We start from the raw sequence: 16,742 nt of genomic DNA, 5'->3' as shown, positions 1-16,742 counted from the left end.
TAGCTTCTAGCTTCTAGCTTCTAGCTTCTAGCTTCTAGCTTCTAGCTTCTAGCAATATAGTAAAAGCAGCTGCAAAAAACATCTACGCTATTTAATACTTTTATAAAGCTATTTTTTCTTTAAGCTAATCTCTAGAAGCTCGCCGCTGCTCTTAGTAATAATGGACTTTTTTAACGCGCTTAGGACGAGCTGTAGATAGGTAAATATCATTCACCAACTTAAAATCTAATTCTAGCTCAGTGGCATAGGTATCATCCCCAACAGGATAACTCTTTACCACTTTGGCACCTCGGATCACACCTTGTACTGAACTATCTAAATGCGTATTTTGAATTACTAAGCTTGCCAAAGATTGACCACTATCAACCTTTTGTCCGTAAACCTGTTCAGTTAACTCTCGGTACGCATCTAGCTTCGAAGCCTTAAGTGCCATTAACATTTTACTGGACTCAGTTGCTCCTTTTTGAGCTGATATTGGTGCGTAACCAATGGCCAAAATTACAGGGTAAGAGTCAGGAGCAACAGTTTCCCATTCAACATGTTTATCAAATACGCTGGAACACCCCGTCAAAAATATGCCTACCATAACGGCAAGAGCTAAATATCGACTGTTTAGTTTATTTCCCATATTCCTCACACCCTGCTATTCATTGTTTCAATATCACTTTATTGATAATCACTTCATTGATAGGTAATTGTTTAGCAATAACCGTACCTAAAAACCGGAATTCCCATTTGGGTATGATTTGTGCTTATTATTTGAATATGTTCTGTACTTATAAAGAACAAAGTTAAAAGATTAAAAAATGAGTCTGAAGTTTGACGGTCTAATGCCCCAAATCACTTTACGCAGGTTAGAAAGGTTAATGTATGCAAGTCGTTAGAATAATACTAATAAGTGCAGTTTTGATGTTACTTGTCACTTGTTTTCCCGCAAAAGCCATTTGGTTTGAGGCCACAGGTCAAGCCGCTATTCACAATGGTGAAAAAGAAGCGGCGCGGCAACAAGCCACTCAAGAAGCGATTAAACAGGCGTTGCTGTTTTCTGGCGCATCGGTTAAAAGTATCCAGTCTTTAGTTAATGGTTTGCTTGAAGACGATCGTTTTGAAATTCGCGCGTCAGGCGAAGTGAATAACATCGAACTGATTGATGAAATTTATCATGATGACTATGTAACTGTATCCATCAGAGCAGATATATTTCCACAAGAAACCATGTGTTCTGCGTCAGATTACAAAAAAAATATTGTCACTACATGGTATGACATCAATAAACGGCAACAAGCTGCCGTCGGCAATTTATACGACTTTGGTAAAGTGCTGGCTGAGAAGATTCAACTTGAGGCGCAGAATCATGCCAGACACTCATTTATACACCGCGTAGAACCTTACTTTTTAACGCCCTTAGATAAAGAAAAGAAATCAATGGCATTTACCCTAGCCCAAAAAACGGATGCCCAATTTGTGTTATTTGGTGAAATTATTGAATTTGGCCTGGAAACCACTCAGTCGTCGGGATTAGCATTTTGGAATAACGATCAAAACAGGCGAAATCTCACACTGTCTTTATCCATGTTTGACGGCAACTCTGGTGAAATGGTGTTTCAAGATACGCAGAATATTTCTGCTCCATGGGACTTTGATATTCACAAGCCAATAAACAGTAACAGTCAGCAATTGTGGGACTCAACATTCGGCTCAGCGACCAAAAAAATCATACAAACAGTGGTGCAATCAATAGATGAATCTGTAAGTTGCCTACCCGCATTTGGACGAGTAATAAAGGTGTCAGGTGAAAGCCTAAGCATCAATATTGGCAAACACAATGGCGTCAAACAGGGAGACAAATTAACCTTATTTCAAATGAATCAATTTTTTGACCCGCAAAATCTTCCCCATAGACAATTTCAATTACACCCAGAAGCCGTCATTGTAAAACAAGTATTTGCCGAAACAGCCCTAGTCGAGTCAATAACAGGTGCCCCACTGGCCAATATTCAACCAAATGATTTTGTTGCACGACGATAAAAACACAAGAGGGTTTAAATCCCGCCTCAGCTAGTACATAATGCTCGGCGCTAAACTCAGTCCCTGTAGTTTAATGGATAAAACAAGGCCCTCCTAAGGCTTAGATCTTGGTTCGATTCCAGGTGGGGACGCCAACGAAGCTCGTTAATAACCTCAGAAAAGTCTAATTAGACAGTCGCATTTGTATGCTAATCATTGGTAGTCTACCCCACAAAAATCAACGCCTTTTTGTGAGATAGCCTTTTAACGTACAAAAACCCTTTCTTATTTGTGCGATAGTTACAAATCTTACAAATACACGATAAAACCTATCAATCGCATTTCTTCATTTTGGGCTTTCTTGCCTTAGTTAAAAACATTCTAGGTAACCACTATCCCAATATTAAATTAGCTATGTATAATCAATGGCATATTTTACCTAACTAAAGATAAATATGGCGAACGACCCTTTAGATGACATGCCTAAAATTAGGCTAGAAAAAGATGACTTAGAGTCTTTTCATCGCACAAGAGCACAAGCAACTAAAAAAAGCCCAAAGAAAGCTAGCGTGACGGATGAGCCTGCTGTTGCATCAAACTCCCCTTCTTGGTTTGCTTTTTTGTTGTTACTTATCATTATTGTTGGCGCTGCAGTGTATTGGTCATTTCAACAATATACTGGGTTGCAACAAGCGCAAAGTAACAATACAAAACTTGAAAGCCGCATTACAGAACTCGAAAATCGTCTGTCTGCAACAGGTGAAGATATGGATCAATCCGCCGCGGCATTACAGGTAAAGGTTTCTGAACTGAGTGTTAAGACAGAAGATCTGTGGGGCCAGATGGACAAACTTTGGGCATCTGCGTGGCGCCGGAATCAGTCTGAAATTGGCGCATTAAATAAAACTGTTATGGCACTCAAGGCTTCTAGTGAAAAAAGTGCCAAAAGTCTTAGTAGCGATACCGTAGCTAACAATACCAGCATTAGTGTGCTCAAGGAGCAATTCGAGAATCAAGCGAACGCGCTACAGCAATTATCGAATAAACTAAACCAAGTTAATGCTGTAGATGCAGATTTGGAACAGCAACTTGCGAGTCTTCGTGAAAAGCTTATATCCACCGCATTGGCGAATAATAACTTAACAAATCAAATTGATGATTTGCGCCGCAGAGTAATTGCAGCAGAGAATAAAGCCAATCAAGTAGAAAACATGCTTACTGGGCCAACGTCTTAGCATGAGTTATTTAAAGACAAAAAAAATAGAGCGCTTAGCGCTCTATTTTTTTGTCTGGCGTTGGGATTATTCAGCTGGACTCTCATCCACTCTTTTGGCTGCCGACTCTTTAATTAACGTCTGTAACTCGCCTTGTTGCGCCATTTCCATAATGATGTCACATCCACCTACTAACTCACCATCCACCCATAACTGTGGGAAGGTAGGCCAATCTGCGTATTTAGGTAACTCTGCGCGGATATCAGGGTTTTGTAAAATATCCACATAAGCAAATTGCTCACCACAAGACATTAACGCTTGAGTGGCCTGAGCAGAAAAACCACAGTTAGGTAATTTAGGCGAGCCCTTCATATATAAAAGAATAGGGTTTTCTTCAATTTGTTGTTTAATTTTTTCAATAGTGTCCATAGCGGCTCTCTTTTAAATTTTGTTACTGATGATCTGGCGACAAGTTTAACGTTTTCAACTAACGATTAATACTCTACTGACCTTTTGTTGTCATGGTATTAGACACTTACTTAGTACTGATTCGGCTGAATATACTAAATTTACCCTTGAAAAACAGTATCAAGTCGCAATATCTGTGTATTGAAAAATTTTGTTTTAACAAATAACAAACCAGTGCTTTTACATTGCGATATAAAGTACTAGCATTTAACGATTCAGAATTTAAATACACATCACCCATTACGGAGAAACAACATGGCTTTTGAATTACCTGCTCTTCCTTATGAAAAAAACGCACTAGAACCACATATCTCTGCTGAAACCTTGGAATACCATTACGGTAAACACCATGCCACTTACGTCACTAAATTAAATGGTTTAGTTGAAGGCACTGACATGGCCAGTAAAAGCCTAGAAGAAATCGTGAAAAATTCTGAAGGTGGCGTATTTAACAATGCCGCGCAAATTTGGAACCATACGTTTTACTGGAACAGCTTAAGCCCAAATGGCGGCGGCGAACCAACTGGTGCTCTAGCTGATGCAATTAATGCTAAATGGGGCTCTTTCGCAGACTTCAAAGCAGCATTAAATGACAAAGCTGTGAATAACTTTGGTTCTAGCTGGACTTGGTTAGTAAAAACTGCTGACGGTAGCTTAGACATTGTTAATACTAGTAACGCAGCCACACCTTTGACTGATGCGAGCTTAACGCCACTACTTACTGTTGATTTGTGGGAACACGCTTACTACATTGATTACCGTAACGTCCGTCCTAAGTACCTTGAAGGTTTCTGGGCATTAGCTAACTGGGATTTTGCAGCAGCAAACTTCGCTTAATAGCTAACTATCAAAATAGTAAATAAAAGCCCTGTTACTCAGGGCTTTTTTTTCACTGTTTTTCAGAAGACAATACTTATTGAAAACACAAAACGAGATGCCCATGTCAGTTTCAAAAATATTAAGCTTGGTGGTTGTTACCTTATCCATTCAATTTTCACAATTAGCGCTTGCTAGCGGTAATGGCATAGTGGTTTTTCAATCTGATTTTGGCCTGAGCGACCAAGCGGTGTCTGCAATGCATGGTGTAGCGTTAGGCGTAGATAAAAATCTTAAAGTAGAAGATCTGACTCACCACATCCCAGCATACAATATTTGGGAAGGCGCCTACCGTTTGGATGCCGTCGCAGACTTTTGGCCAGAAAATACAGTCTTTGTATCCGTTGTAGATCCTGGCGTAGGCAGCGAACGCAAGTCAGTAGTACTTAAAACCAAGAGTAACCATTATTTTGTTACCCCCGACAATGGCACATTAACCTTAGTGGCGAATCGCTTAGGGATTGCAGAGGTACGTGAAATAGATGAAAAAACCAATCGTTTAAAAGGTAGTGAAGCCTCCCACACTTTTCATGGACGTGACGTTTATGCTTACACTGGCGCACGTTTAGCTGCTAGCACCATTAATTTTGAACAAGTTGGCCCTAAGTTAAAACCCGAAGTGTTAAGTATTCCCTTTGAAGCTGCGCGAATTGAAGAGAATAAGTTAATTGGTGGGATCCCTATTCTAGATCCTGCCTATGGCAACGTTTGGACTAATATTCCTATGTCGTTGCTACTGTCGCTCACAAAATCCGACGACTACGCGCCACTTTATTCGCAAAAATTTCTAGTCACAGTCACCCGAGGAAAACACTTTGTTCTTTCTGAAACCATCAGCTTTGAACGTTCATTCGCTGGCGTGAATGAAGGACAGCCTCTACTTTACGTGAATAGTTTAGAAAACTTAGCGTTAGCACTTAATCAAGCTAACTTTGCAGCCAAATTCAATATTCAAGCAGGTGGTGAATGGCGAATTGAAATTGTCCCTAAATAAAGAATTGCTTATGACTAAACAACAAAATAACCCACTGCATGGTCTTACATTGCAGACTATTCTTGAAACACTTGTCAAACAGCTTGGCTTTGAAGAAATGGGGCAACAGGTTAAAATAAATTGTTTCACCAGTGACCCTTCGATTAAGTCTAGCTTAAAGTTTTTGCGCAAAACCCCTTGGGCGAGAGAGAAAGTCGAACAGCTGTATTTATCCACTGTACATAATTCATCCAAAGAAAAGTCTAAACAGCCCACCGAAAAATTTGTGTGGCCAGACCTCACAAAAGACAACCCCAAGAAAGACGCTTAACCAGCGCAGTTTTGGTTTTTCATCAGTCGGCGAAGGATGAAAAATCAACTGCCATTTGTACCTAAATCAATTGAAGGAAAACCAGTATGAGTAAAAATGTAGACTCACTTTTTAAACCTTTTAGTTTAAAAAGCTTGTCACTTAAAAATAGAATTGCCATGGCCCCCATGACACGCAGCTTCTCACCCGATGGTATTCCTACCGAAGACGTTGCAGGTTATTATCGTCGCCGTGCAGAAGGCGGTACCGGTTTAATCATTACCGAAGGTACAACCATTGATGATCCTGTCGCCACTATGGATGGAAAAATCCCACAAATACATGGTAAGCAATCCTTAGCCGCTTGGGAAAAAGTGGTACAACAGGTCCATGGCGTAGGAGGCAAAATCATGCCACAACTATGGCATGTTGGCATGGCACGTAACCCAACCAAAGCCCCTTTTCCTGAATTACCTAGTGTTGGTCCATCCGGCCTGTTGGCACCGGGCAAACAAGTATCCGAACCTTTAACAGTGCCACAGATTCATCAGCTCATTGCAAGTTTTGCTAAGGCAGCCGCAGATGCAAAACGTGTAGGTTTTGACGGTATTGAAATACATGGTGCCCACGGTTATTTAGTTGATCAGTTTTTCTGGAGTGGCACCAACCAGCGCACCGATGAGTGGGGCGGAAGTATGGCTAATCGAAGCCGTTTTGCTGTAGAAATAGTCAAGGCTATTCGCGCCGCAACAGGACCCGACTTCCCGATTATCTTGCGTTACTCCCAATGGAAGCAGCAAGACTACACCGCGCGCTTGGCAGAAACACCGGAACTTTTAGAAGAGTTTTTGACGCCACTTTCAGATGCGGGTGTGGACATATTCCATTGTTCAACCAGACGTTACTGGGAGCCAGAATTTGCAGGTTCAGATTTAAACCTTGCAGGCTGGACTAAAAAACTCATCGGTAAACCTACCATCACTGTTGGCTCTGTTGGCTTAAACGGTGATTTCTTTGGTGCGTTTGCCGGCGAAGGCTCTGCAACACGTTCAATAGACGATTTAATCGAACGTCTAGATAAAGGTGAGTTTGATTTAGTGGCGGTTGGGCGCGCTATATTACAAGATCCCAATTGGGCCAACAAAATTCGCCAAGGTGATATAGATAAACTTGAGCAATATTCGGGAGAGGCGTTAGCCACATTGTCTTAAGAGATAGAAAAAAGCGCCCATTAAAATGGGCGCTTTGCAATTCATTCAATAAATTTTAGTTAAGTTAACCTTCCACTTTACTCATATCACCCGCTTTAATAATTGAGAAGTTTTCAAGTTTAAGATACTTGTTCATCACTCGATTGACATCTTCAGCAGTGAGCGCCTCAAGTTTTGCCTCATAAGCTTTATACCACTGCATTGTTCTGTCAACGGCTAAATTTCGACGTAAGGTACCTACCAACTCTCTGTCTTGTGCACGACTCACTTTTTTACCCTGCAACAGACCAGATTTAGCGCTTTGAATTTCTTCATCAGTAAAGCCATCTTTTAACAAGCGAATTAACTCTTCCTTGAAACCATTTTCAACTTTGCTTAAGTTTTGCGGTGCACAAATGGCGTAAGCCCCCATAGTGGCTTTCTGGTCCCGTGAATTCATATTAATAAACGAACCTGCACCATAACTTAGCCCGTCTTTTTGTCTTAATCTTGTGGCTAAGCGACTGTTTAGGAAGCCACCACCAAAGATATAGTTACCTAACTCTAATGCCGGTGCGTCTTCACTGTTTTCACCAACAGGAAGCATAATGGCAGCCACAAAAGTCGCGTTTTCTTTATCTGGTGTATCAAAATTGCTAGGGCTGGCAGTGACGTTTTGGTAAGTGTCTGGAACCCGCTCATAGGTACTTTTCGCAACCCAATCACCGAATAGACTTTCTAACACTGTTTTGATTTGGTTTTGATCGAAATCTCCCACAACCCCAATTTTCATGTGATTGCCGCCATAAAATGATTGATGAAAAGCGGATAAGTCAGTTAATTTAAGATCATTTAGAGCGTCTAAACTTTCTTGGAAAGTACGCTGATAATGGGGATGACCATCCTTATAAGGATTTTGTTTACGACCGTATTCGTTAAATGCTAGTCGTTGGGGATCTTGCAGATTTTTTTCGATATCAACCTTTAAGGTTGATTTGTATTGTTCAAATTCTGTTTTATCAAAACCAGGATCGCTCAACACTTTGTGCATAAGTGTCAGTGCCGACGACAAGTTTTCTTTTGTCGTAGTGATATTAGCCACCAACCAATCTGTACCTCCTGCCAATGAAACTTGCGCTTTTAACTTATCAAACTCGTCCTGAATTTCTTGACGAGACAATTCACTGGTACCTCGCATCAACATAGCGCTAGTAGCATTGCCAACAATACCAATATCTTGCAAACTTTCCTCAGTACCCAGACTCATCTTAATAGAGGCCACTACAGAACCACCACGGGTCTTTTTAGACAATAAGGATAGTTCGGTACCATTGCTTAACTCAGTTTCAACAGTACGTGAGTCAATGTTTTCGAAGCTGGGTTCGAATACTTCACCGGCGGCAATTTTTGCGCGTCCTTTGTAGTCTTTTACCATGTCATTCACACTAGCGACGGCGGGAATTTCAACACGATCCGGTGTATCTGTAGGAATAAAATGCCCAGCAGTACGGTTATTTCGTTGCAAATAGCGATTGGCTACGCGTTGTACGTCTGCGGTATTTACCTGTTCAATTCTATCACGGTGTAGAAAGTATAAGCGCCAATCTCCCATGCCTAGCCATTCACTTAGGTTTAATGCGATACGCTCTGACGAGTTAAAAGATAACTCAATGTTTTTCAATAGAGTACGTTTGGCTCGTTCCACTTCTGCATCGGTAATGGGCTGGCTATTTAAATCCTCAAGCACAGCAACCATGGCGTCAGAGGCTTTAGTTATATCCGCTTTTTTATCCACTTCAGCAAAATAAATTGCTAAACCGGGTTCTTGCCACTGAAAGTTAAAGCCAAACACACGACTCGCTAATTTTTGTTCAACTAATGCTTTATGTAAGCGCCCACTTGGGGTGTCGCCTAAAATTTGACTCAGTACATCAATGGCTGCGTAATCTTCATGAGAGCCTGCAGGAATATGATAAGCGGCGCCTGTCATTTGAACGTCGCCTACTCGCCTTATGGTGACACTTTTTTCGCCATCTTGGGCTGGCTCAGCTGTGTATAAAGGCCTAATCACTCTGTCTGGCTTTGGAATAGGGGCAAAGTATTTATTCACTAATTCCAGCATTTCGGCTTCAACAAACTTACCTGCCACTATTAAAGTCGCGTTGTCTGGTTGGTAGTACATTTTATAAAATGCTTTTAGTCTGTCGATAGGCACATTTTCAAGATCGGCTTTTGCGCCTATGGTGGACTTTCCATAGTTGTGCCACATGTAAGCTGAGGCAGCCATTTTTTGTAGGGTAATGCGAAACGGGCTATTTTCACCTCGTTCAAACTCGTTTCTGACGACTGTCATTTCACTATCAAGATCTTCTTTGGCAATAAAGGAATTCACCATTCGATCTGATTCCATGCTCAAAGCCCAATTGATATTTTTTTCATTGGCAGCAAAGGTTTCAAAATAGTTGGTACGGTCTGTCCAAGTAGTACCATTTGGACGAGCACCATGAGAGCTCAGTTCCGCTGGGATGTCTTTATGTTTTGGACTACCTTTAAACACTAAGTGCTCCAGCAAGTGAGCCATGCCAGTTTCACCATAGTTTTCATGCTTTGATCCAACATGATAAGTAACGTTGACTGTTACAGTTTCTTTAGTTTGGTCAGGGAATAATAAAACACGTAAGCCATTGTCGAGATTATATTCACTGATCCCTTCAACTTCGGATACTTTATCAAACTTTGCTTTGGCAAAAGCCAAAGGTGATGCGACCAGCGTAATACTTAATACTGCGCCAATAAAAAATGGTCTTTTGAACATCCGTTTATCCTTTTAATTATTGCAACTACCACTAAAAGGCAGCCGCTTAGATTTAAGCCAATAGACAATAATTAACTTTCTTTATTAAAACAACTTATTGCGCTAACTATTTGGGTAATTTTAATACCATGTCATTGCAACGCTATGAAAATAAAAGCCCATAAAAAAGCCGACTCATTGAGTCGGCTTGCACCTAGCTATTGACATTTACATGCTACAGATCAGCAGCTAATTTTGTGCCTTGTTTAATAGCTCGCTTTGCATCAAGTTCTGAAGCGACATCTGCTCCACCGATTAGGTGATGAGGCTTGCTTAAACCGTCAACTAGCTCTCTTAAAGGCTCTTGTCCAGCGCAAACAATGACATTATCTACATCAAGCACTTGCACTTGATCATTAACCTTAATATGTAAGCCTGCGTCGTCAATTTTAAGGTATTCGACTCCTGCTAACATGCTTACACCTTTACTGAGTAGTCCTGCTCTGTGGGCCCAACCAGTGGTTTTACCTAAACCTGCCCCCACTTTGGTGGTTTTACGTTGCAGCAAAAAGATTTCTCTAGGTGAGGCTTCCGGTGCGGGTTTAACACCTTCAATACCGCCGCGTGAACCAAAGGTCATGTCAATTCCCCACTCTTTCATAAAGGCTGGGATATTTTGACTGGTAGACTCGCCGGCATGGGATAAATACTCAGAGACATCAAAACCAATGCCACCAGCACCTATAATGGCGACTTTTTTACCAACAGGCTTTTTATGGACAATAACATCGATGTAACTTAAGACTTTTTGGTGATCTATGCCTTCAATAGGTGGCGTGCGCGGTGCAATACCTGTGGCAATGACGACTTCTTCAAATTCACTGTTGTTAAGTGCGTTGACATCAACGCGGGTGTTCAGTTTGACTGTTACCTTATGTAATTCAAGCTGACGTGCGTAGTATCTTAGGGTTTCGTAAAACTCTTCTTTACCTGGAATTTGTTTGGCTATATTAAATTGTCCACCTAATTCACTAGCAGAATCAAAAATAGTCACCTTATGACCACGCTGCGCCGCGGTAGTCGCTGCAGCCAAGCCTGCCGGTCCTGCGCCTACTACCGCAATGTTTTTAACCTGAGTACTAGGCGTAATTAATAATTCGGTTTCGTGACAGGCGCGAGGGTTCACTAAACAGCTACTCATTTTTCCTTCGAATACGTGATCTAAACAGGCCTGGTTACAACCTATACAGGTATTTATTTCGTCTGAACGATTTTCCATGGTTTTAAGCACAAACTCTGGATCAGCCAAAAAGGGTCTGGCCATAGACACCATATCAGCATCACCACGGGCTAACACCTCTTCAGCCACTTCGGGAGTGTTAATTCGGTTTGAAGTGATAACAGGAATAGACAAGGCTTTTCTAAATTTTGCCGTTACCCATGTAAAAGCTGCTCGCGGTACTTTAGTGGCAATAGTGGGAATGCGCGCTTCGTGCCAGCCTATACCTGTATTGATAATAGTTGCACCTGCTTTTTCGATAGCTTGACCTAACTCGACCACTTCATCATAAGTGGAACCTCCTTCAACCAAGTCCAACATAGATAAACGGTAAATGATGATAAACTTTTCACCTACGGCTTCACGTACTCGGCGTACGACTTCGAGTGGCAAACGAATTCGGTTTTGATAGGAACCGCCCCATTCATCCTCTCTGTGGTTAGTGCGAGCAGCGATAAACTGGTTTAAGAAATACCCTTCAGAACCCATTATTTCTACGCCATCGTAACCGGCTTTTTGGGCTTGTAATGACGTATCGATAAAGTCCTGAATTTGTTTTTCAATGCCTTGTGCATCAAGAGCCTTAGGTTTAAAAGGATTAATTGGCGCTTGCACGGCTGATGGTGCCACTAAAGCAGGATTATAGGCATAACGACCGGTGTGTAATATTTGCATGCAGATTTTGCCACCATGCTCATGCACTGCATCGGTAATGGTTTTGTGGTCTGCAATGGCTTTGTCTGTGTCTAGTCGCCTGGTATCTTTGTGGGTAGCGCCTTCATCATTTGGGCCGATTCCCCCCGTAACAATCAGGCCTACTCCCCCTTTGGCACGCTCAGCAAAATAAGCGGCCATGCGCACGTGGCCGTTAGGCGCTTCTTCTAATCCTGTGTGCATGGAACCCATTAAGACACGATTTTTAAGCTGGGTGAACCCCAAATCTAAAGGTTTAAGTAGATGCGGGTATTTGTCTAAGCCTTGAGCTAGTGCAGTATTGGCGGTCATATAGTTGTTCCTATTACTCGAATTCGTTCTATTTTGATATGGCTGACTTACATGCCAGAAGATTTTTGATGTAGATCGGCATATACAGGTAAACGTTTTTGTTGTCCTGCTGCCATCGCTTCTTGCACATCAGGCATTTGAAACATGCCACTTTGCCAAGTCGCCATATAGGTTAAGCTATCTGACACATTGTGGTCGCGAGTGTAATTAATCATTTCTTTACAACCAGCGACAGCCATAGGTGAATGTATTGCAATTTTGGCAGCAATTTTCATTACACCTTCGATCATGCTTTGTTGATCTGCAAATACCTGATTAACAAAGCCACATTGTTTGGCTTCGTCACTGGGCATATTACGGCCCGTATAAGCTAATTCACGGATCAAGCCTTGGGGCATTAAATGCGGCAAACGTTGTAAGGTACCTACATCAGCGGTCATACCTAATTCGGTTTCTTTAATAGTAAAATAGGCATCTTGTGTACAATAACGACTATCGGCGGCACATATCATATCGACTGCGCCACCAATCACTCCGCCCTGCACTGCCACTAATACCGGCATGCGGACTTCTTCAAGGGCATTAAAACTATCTTGTAACTCCAGTACGAGTCGACGAGTTCGCTCTGCCCTACGGGCAGGCTCACCTTGGAAATCTTTCGCCATATTAGTAAATACAGACAAATCCATACCGGCACTAAAATGTTTGCCTTGGGATGAAATGACAATCACCCGCGCTTGAGACTCTGCATCAATCTTTCGCACTACTGCAGGTAATTCACGCCAAAATGCTGGCACCATACTGTTCAGTGCTTCTGGACGGCTCAGTTGGATATGAGCAATGTGATTTTCGATGTTCACAGATAAAGTTTCTAGCGCTGATAAATCGATATTCGGCACTGGCATTCTCCTTGGATTAGTAATGGGCTTAATACACTTGTTGCGGATGTATAAGTCATACCATTAACAAAAAATTAAACTAGACAGCGTCAAGATAAAAGCATATCTTGACGCTGTCAAGATAACAAACATCAAATTTATTAATAGTCGGTTATGAGTCAACAAACAGTAAAGAAACAACAACAAAATAAACCCAGTTATCATCATGGTGACTTGCGCAGTACTTTGCTTAATGCAGCCAATGCACTATTAAAAGAAACAGGTATTGAAGGTTTATCTTTACGCAAATTAGCCGACAAGGTAGGGGTTTCTCGTACGGCTCCTTATCACCACTTTAAGGATAAAAATCAGTTATTGTGCGCTATAGCAGAACTTGGTTTTGTACGTTGGCATCAAGATGCAGAGCATATTTTCAATCAAACTGAATTATCTCCCAAAGAAAAGTACCGTCAGTTTTTTCATGGTTATATTAGTTATGCTGCCGATAATCCTGAATTATACGATTTGATGTTTGGTCGCACTATTTGGAAACAAAAAAGCGCTACAAACGAATTGCGGAGTGTGGCCTACCCTAGTTTTACCCATCAAGTCGAAATGACCAAAAAATGGCAGGCACAAGGATTAATGCCAAAAAATGAGGACACCTTGCGTTTATCGCAAGTTACCTGGGGAACAATGCATGGCATCGCCCGATTATTGATTGATGGTATTTACGCTGATCGCAGCCATATTGATGAAATGTGTGATTGTGCTGTGAATTTGTTTACACAACCAATCGCACCTGCCAAAGTTTAAAACTGATTGGGACTCAATCCATACAAGCCATTACCTTAAAAACTAAAAACACACTCAGTATTCAAGGTAATTGGTTTACACTTATTTTAGCTTTTTATGGCTTTGACATTCGAATGACCACTCGACGGTTCTTAGCTCGGGTACTTTCATTGATGTTAGGTGATGCATGTCGTCTTTCACCATGGCCGGTAATATCTATTCGTTCTGGGGCAACGCCCATTGAGCTAAAAAACGCTTTTATTTCCACAGCTCTGCGGATAGAAATTTCTTTATTGATTTCTCTACCGCCATAACTGTCGGTATAACCGTCTAACAACACCAGTTCTAAATCAGTGTCTTCTTTCAAATATTCGCCAATCATAGCTAAACGTTTCTGTGAATATTTAGTCAACTTAGTATTATTAAATTGATAATTAAGCACTGTATACGCAATATCTTGGAAGCTATAAGGCAATAAATTCGCTACACATTCCGCAAATTGTATATAAGGAAGAGCAAAGTTACTGGCATTTAACCCTATTGCCACTTTGTCATATGGGTTGTACCAATCCTGATAATAAATGGTTGGCCAAAATCCCTTCTCGAGCTCTGTGAGCATGGTCCAAGCCGCTTGTTCGGGCAAATCACCATTGTATTGTTTACGAATGGTCATATCGGCAATGGTGCGTTGCACTTGTCCAGGCATCCATTTTGGTGGCACCGAATATACAGCAGCGACCCCATAGGACTTAGGCAGTCTTAACATATCCAGTTCAAATTCCATGTTCAGTTGCTTGGAGGCAAAACTACTGAACAATGCCTCTCCATAACCTGGCAGTTTATGACTTAAGGTACATAACAAACGAGATTCATCTTTGAGTTGCCAATCAGAATTCTCTACTTTGGCAGCATATTGACGTAGTCCTGCTGCCGAATTGGCAGACAGTGACACTAAGATGGCACAAATAATAGTATTAAACATTTTATTGAACATGGATTAGGAGCCCCCCGCTTCTGACAATTATATCGACAAAATGGAAGAAACGTTTAATTAATTAACTTTCATTAAAAATGCACAGGTTGGCGTTTTAGGCTAGCTACTGAAAAAGAACCTTGTCATAATCCCATTTCACCAAAACTTTTTAGGTTTCCATGTCAGAATTATTTGAAATAAAAAATCGTTTCAGGGGATATTTCCCTGTGGTAATTGATGTAGAAACTGCTGGTTTCAATGCAAAGAACGATGCCCTTTTGGAGATTGCAGCAGTCACCACCAAAATGGACGAAAATGGATTTTTCTACCCAGATAAAACTTTTCATTACCATGTTATTCCGTTTGAAGGCGCTAATTTAGAAAAAGCGGCCTTGGATTTTAATGGTATCGATCCCTATTGTGCGCTCAGAGGCGCATTGGACGAAACCGAAGTCATGAAAGATCTGTGTAAAAAAATACGTAAAGAGCAAAAAGGGGCTGATTGCCAACGCTCAGTGATAGTGGCTCACAACGCAGCCTTTGACCAAAGTTTTGTCAACGCCGCGATTGAACGCAGCCATATCAAACGTAGTCCTTTTCATCCATTTGTGTCTTTTGATACCACCACTTTATCAGGCTTGGCGCTGGGACAAACTGTTTTAGTAAAAGCGTGTATGGCAGCAGGCATCAGTTTTGATCAAAACGAAGCACATTCTGCCCTATACGATACTCAAAAAACGGCTGATCTTTTCTGCTACATACTCAATAAATGGCAAAGTTTGGGGGGGTTAGAAGCGCATAATTGACGTTGAGATCCGTAGACATAAAAAAACCGCTCACAAAGAGCGGTTTTTGTTTTAAGCGGTAAAATAATTATAGTTTATCTGCATTTTCAGCTAAATAACTAGCCACGCCTTCAGGGCTATCAACCATACCTTTTGAACCTTCAGTCCAACCAGCAGGACATACTTCACCATGCTCTTCATGGAAGTTTAGGGCATCAACCATACGTAACATATCATCGATATTACGACCTAGAGGCAAGTCATTTACGACTTGATGACGCACTACACCCGCTTCATCAATTAAGAAAGAGCCACGGAAAGCAACACCTGCATCTGGATGCTCAACATCGTAGGCCTGACAGATGTCATGTTTAACATCGGCAACCAAAGTATATTTCACTGGACCAATACCGCCCTCATTAATAGGGGTATTACGCCAAGCGTTATGGCTGAATTGAGAATCAATTGAAACACCAATCACTTCTACACCACGTTTTACAAATTCTTCGTAACGTTTATCAAAAGCGATTAGCTCAGATGGGCAAACAAAAGTGAAATCTAAAGGATAGAAAAACAATACCGCTTTTTTACCTTTAATGGCTTCACTTAGAGTAAAGCTATCAACAATTTCACCACTTCCAAGAACAGCTGCTGCAGTAAAATCTGGGGCTGGACGACTAACTAATACACTCATTAAATTCTCCTGATTATATGATTGAATGGATCACAACACGATTATTATGTGTGTTAACCACATTAATATTGTAGGTGTTATGAAGCATATGAGTGCACATTGGTAAAAAACAATAGCTTGTCTAAAAATAATTTTGCGAGATATTACCAACATCATTTAGATAGTTGGATTTTTGCTCGGTATCAATAAAACAAAGTGTCAATTAAAAGCTTGATCTTTATGTAAATAACAATTATTCTTATTTGCATAAGGGTTATAAGGGTATTTTATGTACGTTTGTTTATGTCTTGGCATCACAGATAAAGCAATTAAACAGGCTGTCTTAGAAGGCGGCGTGGGTAACATGCGTCAACTCAAGAAAAAGTTGGGTGCTGGTACACAATGTGGAAAATGTGTACAAATGGCACAAACCATTATAGACAACACTATTATTGATGAGTCATTGTTTAAAGAAGTGTGTTAACGCCTTTATTTCAATAAAATGTCCTTAGAACCAAAAAA

The 16,742-nt window shown here is 41.1% G+C and carries 16 protein-coding genes and 1 tRNA gene; 10 read left to right on the top strand and 7 right to left on the bottom strand.

Annotation, left to right across the window (positions count from 1 at the left end):
* Positions 1–151 precede the first annotated feature (151 nt).
* Positions 152–628 carry an LPP20 family lipoprotein gene (locus AAC000_RS20030; protein ID WP_339725295.1) on the bottom strand — a complete coding sequence of 159 codons (477 nt, stop codon included), beginning with the start codon at positions 626–628 and terminating at the stop codon, positions 152–154.
* Positions 629–870: 242 nt separating this feature from the next.
* On the opposite strand from AAC000_RS20030, the gene AAC000_RS20025 reads away from it, so the two are divergent.
* The 3 genes from AAC000_RS20025 to AAC000_RS20015 all read left to right on the top strand — a co-directional run bounded on the left by AAC000_RS20025 (position 871) and on the right by AAC000_RS20015 (position 3,242).
* Positions 871–2,028 carry a flagellar assembly protein FlgT gene (locus tag AAC000_RS20025; protein WP_339725293.1) on the top strand — a complete coding sequence of 386 codons (1,158 nt, stop codon included), beginning with the start codon at positions 871–873 and terminating at the stop codon, positions 2,026–2,028.
* 59 nt (positions 2,029–2,087) lie between these two features.
* A tRNA-Arg gene (locus AAC000_RS20020) sits at positions 2,088–2,162 on the top strand.
* A 300-nt stretch (positions 2,163–2,462) separates the two neighbouring features.
* Entirely contained in the window at positions 2,463–3,242 is a 780-nt protein-coding gene (locus AAC000_RS20015; RefSeq protein ID WP_339725292.1) for a hypothetical protein, read from the top strand.
* Positions 3,243–3,308: 66 nt separating this feature from the next.
* Here AAC000_RS20015 and AAC000_RS20010 read toward each other — a convergent pair whose 3' ends face one another.
* Positions 3,309–3,650, bottom strand: a complete 342-nt coding sequence (locus AAC000_RS20010) for a Grx4 family monothiol glutaredoxin (RefSeq protein ID WP_339725291.1) — start codon at positions 3,648–3,650, stop codon at positions 3,309–3,311.
* Positions 3,651–3,944: 294 nt separating this feature from the next.
* Here AAC000_RS20010 and AAC000_RS20005 point away from each other — a divergent pair, with 294 nt between their 5' ends.
* From AAC000_RS20005 to AAC000_RS19990, 4 genes are all read left to right on the top strand, one after another.
* Positions 3,945–4,526, top strand: a complete 582-nt coding sequence (locus AAC000_RS20005) for a Fe-Mn family superoxide dismutase (protein ID WP_339725290.1) — start codon at positions 3,945–3,947, stop codon at positions 4,524–4,526.
* 103 nt (positions 4,527–4,629) lie between these two features.
* Complete coding sequence (locus tag AAC000_RS20000) at positions 4,630–5,559, top strand: S-adenosyl-l-methionine hydroxide adenosyltransferase family protein (protein WP_339725288.1); 930 nt, start codon at positions 4,630–4,632, stop codon at positions 5,557–5,559.
* A 10-nt stretch (positions 5,560–5,569) separates the two neighbouring features.
* Positions 5,570–5,869 (top strand): VF530 family protein, encoded by a 300-nt coding sequence (locus tag AAC000_RS19995; protein WP_339725287.1) that lies wholly within the window; start codon positions 5,570–5,572, stop codon positions 5,867–5,869.
* Positions 5,870–5,955: 86 nt separating this feature from the next.
* Positions 5,956–7,059: an NADH:flavin oxidoreductase gene (locus AAC000_RS19990; protein ID WP_339725285.1), complete on the top strand. Its 1,104-nt coding sequence runs from the start codon at positions 5,956–5,958 to the stop codon at positions 7,057–7,059.
* 64 nt (positions 7,060–7,123) lie between these two features.
* Here AAC000_RS19990 and AAC000_RS19985 read toward each other — a convergent pair whose 3' ends face one another.
* The 3 genes from AAC000_RS19985 to AAC000_RS19975 all read right to left on the bottom strand — a co-directional run bounded on the left by AAC000_RS19985 (position 7,124) and on the right by AAC000_RS19975 (position 13,015).
* On the bottom strand, positions 7,124–9,853 hold the full coding sequence (locus AAC000_RS19985) for a pitrilysin family protein (RefSeq protein ID WP_339725283.1): 2,730 nt from the start codon (positions 9,851–9,853) through the stop codon (positions 7,124–7,126).
* A gap of 214 nt (positions 9,854–10,067) precedes the next feature.
* Positions 10,068–12,116 (bottom strand): NADPH-dependent 2,4-dienoyl-CoA reductase, encoded by a 2,049-nt coding sequence (locus tag AAC000_RS19980; protein ID WP_339725282.1) that lies wholly within the window; start codon positions 12,114–12,116, stop codon positions 10,068–10,070.
* 47 nt (positions 12,117–12,163) lie between these two features.
* The gene (locus tag AAC000_RS19975; RefSeq protein ID WP_339725280.1) at positions 12,164–13,015 is read right to left on the bottom strand and encodes a crotonase/enoyl-CoA hydratase family protein; all 852 of its coding nucleotides are present in this window, start codon (positions 13,013–13,015) and stop codon (positions 12,164–12,166) included.
* A 153-nt stretch (positions 13,016–13,168) separates the two neighbouring features.
* Here AAC000_RS19975 and AAC000_RS19970 point away from each other — a divergent pair, with 153 nt between their 5' ends.
* A complete protein-coding gene (locus AAC000_RS19970) occupies positions 13,169–13,810 on the top strand; it encodes a TetR/AcrR family transcriptional regulator (RefSeq protein ID WP_339725278.1) in 642 nt (213 codons plus the stop codon).
* Positions 13,811–13,904: 94 nt separating this feature from the next.
* Here AAC000_RS19970 and AAC000_RS19965 read toward each other — a convergent pair whose 3' ends face one another.
* Positions 13,905–14,783 (bottom strand): OmpA family protein, encoded by an 879-nt coding sequence (locus tag AAC000_RS19965; RefSeq protein WP_339725276.1) that lies wholly within the window; start codon positions 14,781–14,783, stop codon positions 13,905–13,907.
* 158 nt (positions 14,784–14,941) lie between these two features.
* Here AAC000_RS19965 and rnt point away from each other — a divergent pair, with 158 nt between their 5' ends.
* A complete protein-coding gene (rnt, locus tag AAC000_RS19960) occupies positions 14,942–15,568 on the top strand; it encodes a ribonuclease T (RefSeq protein WP_339725274.1) in 627 nt (208 codons plus the stop codon).
* Between the two features lie 67 nt (positions 15,569–15,635).
* Here the strand turns inward: rnt and AAC000_RS19955 are convergent, their stop codons facing one another.
* Complete coding sequence (locus tag AAC000_RS19955; protein ID WP_339725272.1) at positions 15,636–16,241, bottom strand: peroxiredoxin C; 606 nt, start codon at positions 16,239–16,241, stop codon at positions 15,636–15,638.
* A 268-nt stretch (positions 16,242–16,509) separates the two neighbouring features.
* Here AAC000_RS19955 and AAC000_RS19950 point away from each other — a divergent pair, with 268 nt between their 5' ends.
* Complete coding sequence (locus tag AAC000_RS19950; RefSeq protein ID WP_339725270.1) at positions 16,510–16,704, top strand: (2Fe-2S)-binding protein; 195 nt, start codon at positions 16,510–16,512, stop codon at positions 16,702–16,704.
* Positions 16,705–16,742: the final 38 nt, after the last annotated feature.

It is taken from the genome of uncultured Paraglaciecola sp. (assembly GCF_963977085.1).
Classification (GTDB): domain Bacteria; phylum Pseudomonadota; class Gammaproteobacteria; order Enterobacterales; family Alteromonadaceae; genus Paraglaciecola.
Note: the sequence above shows the minus strand (reverse complement) of the source record. Positions and strands in the feature narration are given on the sequence as shown.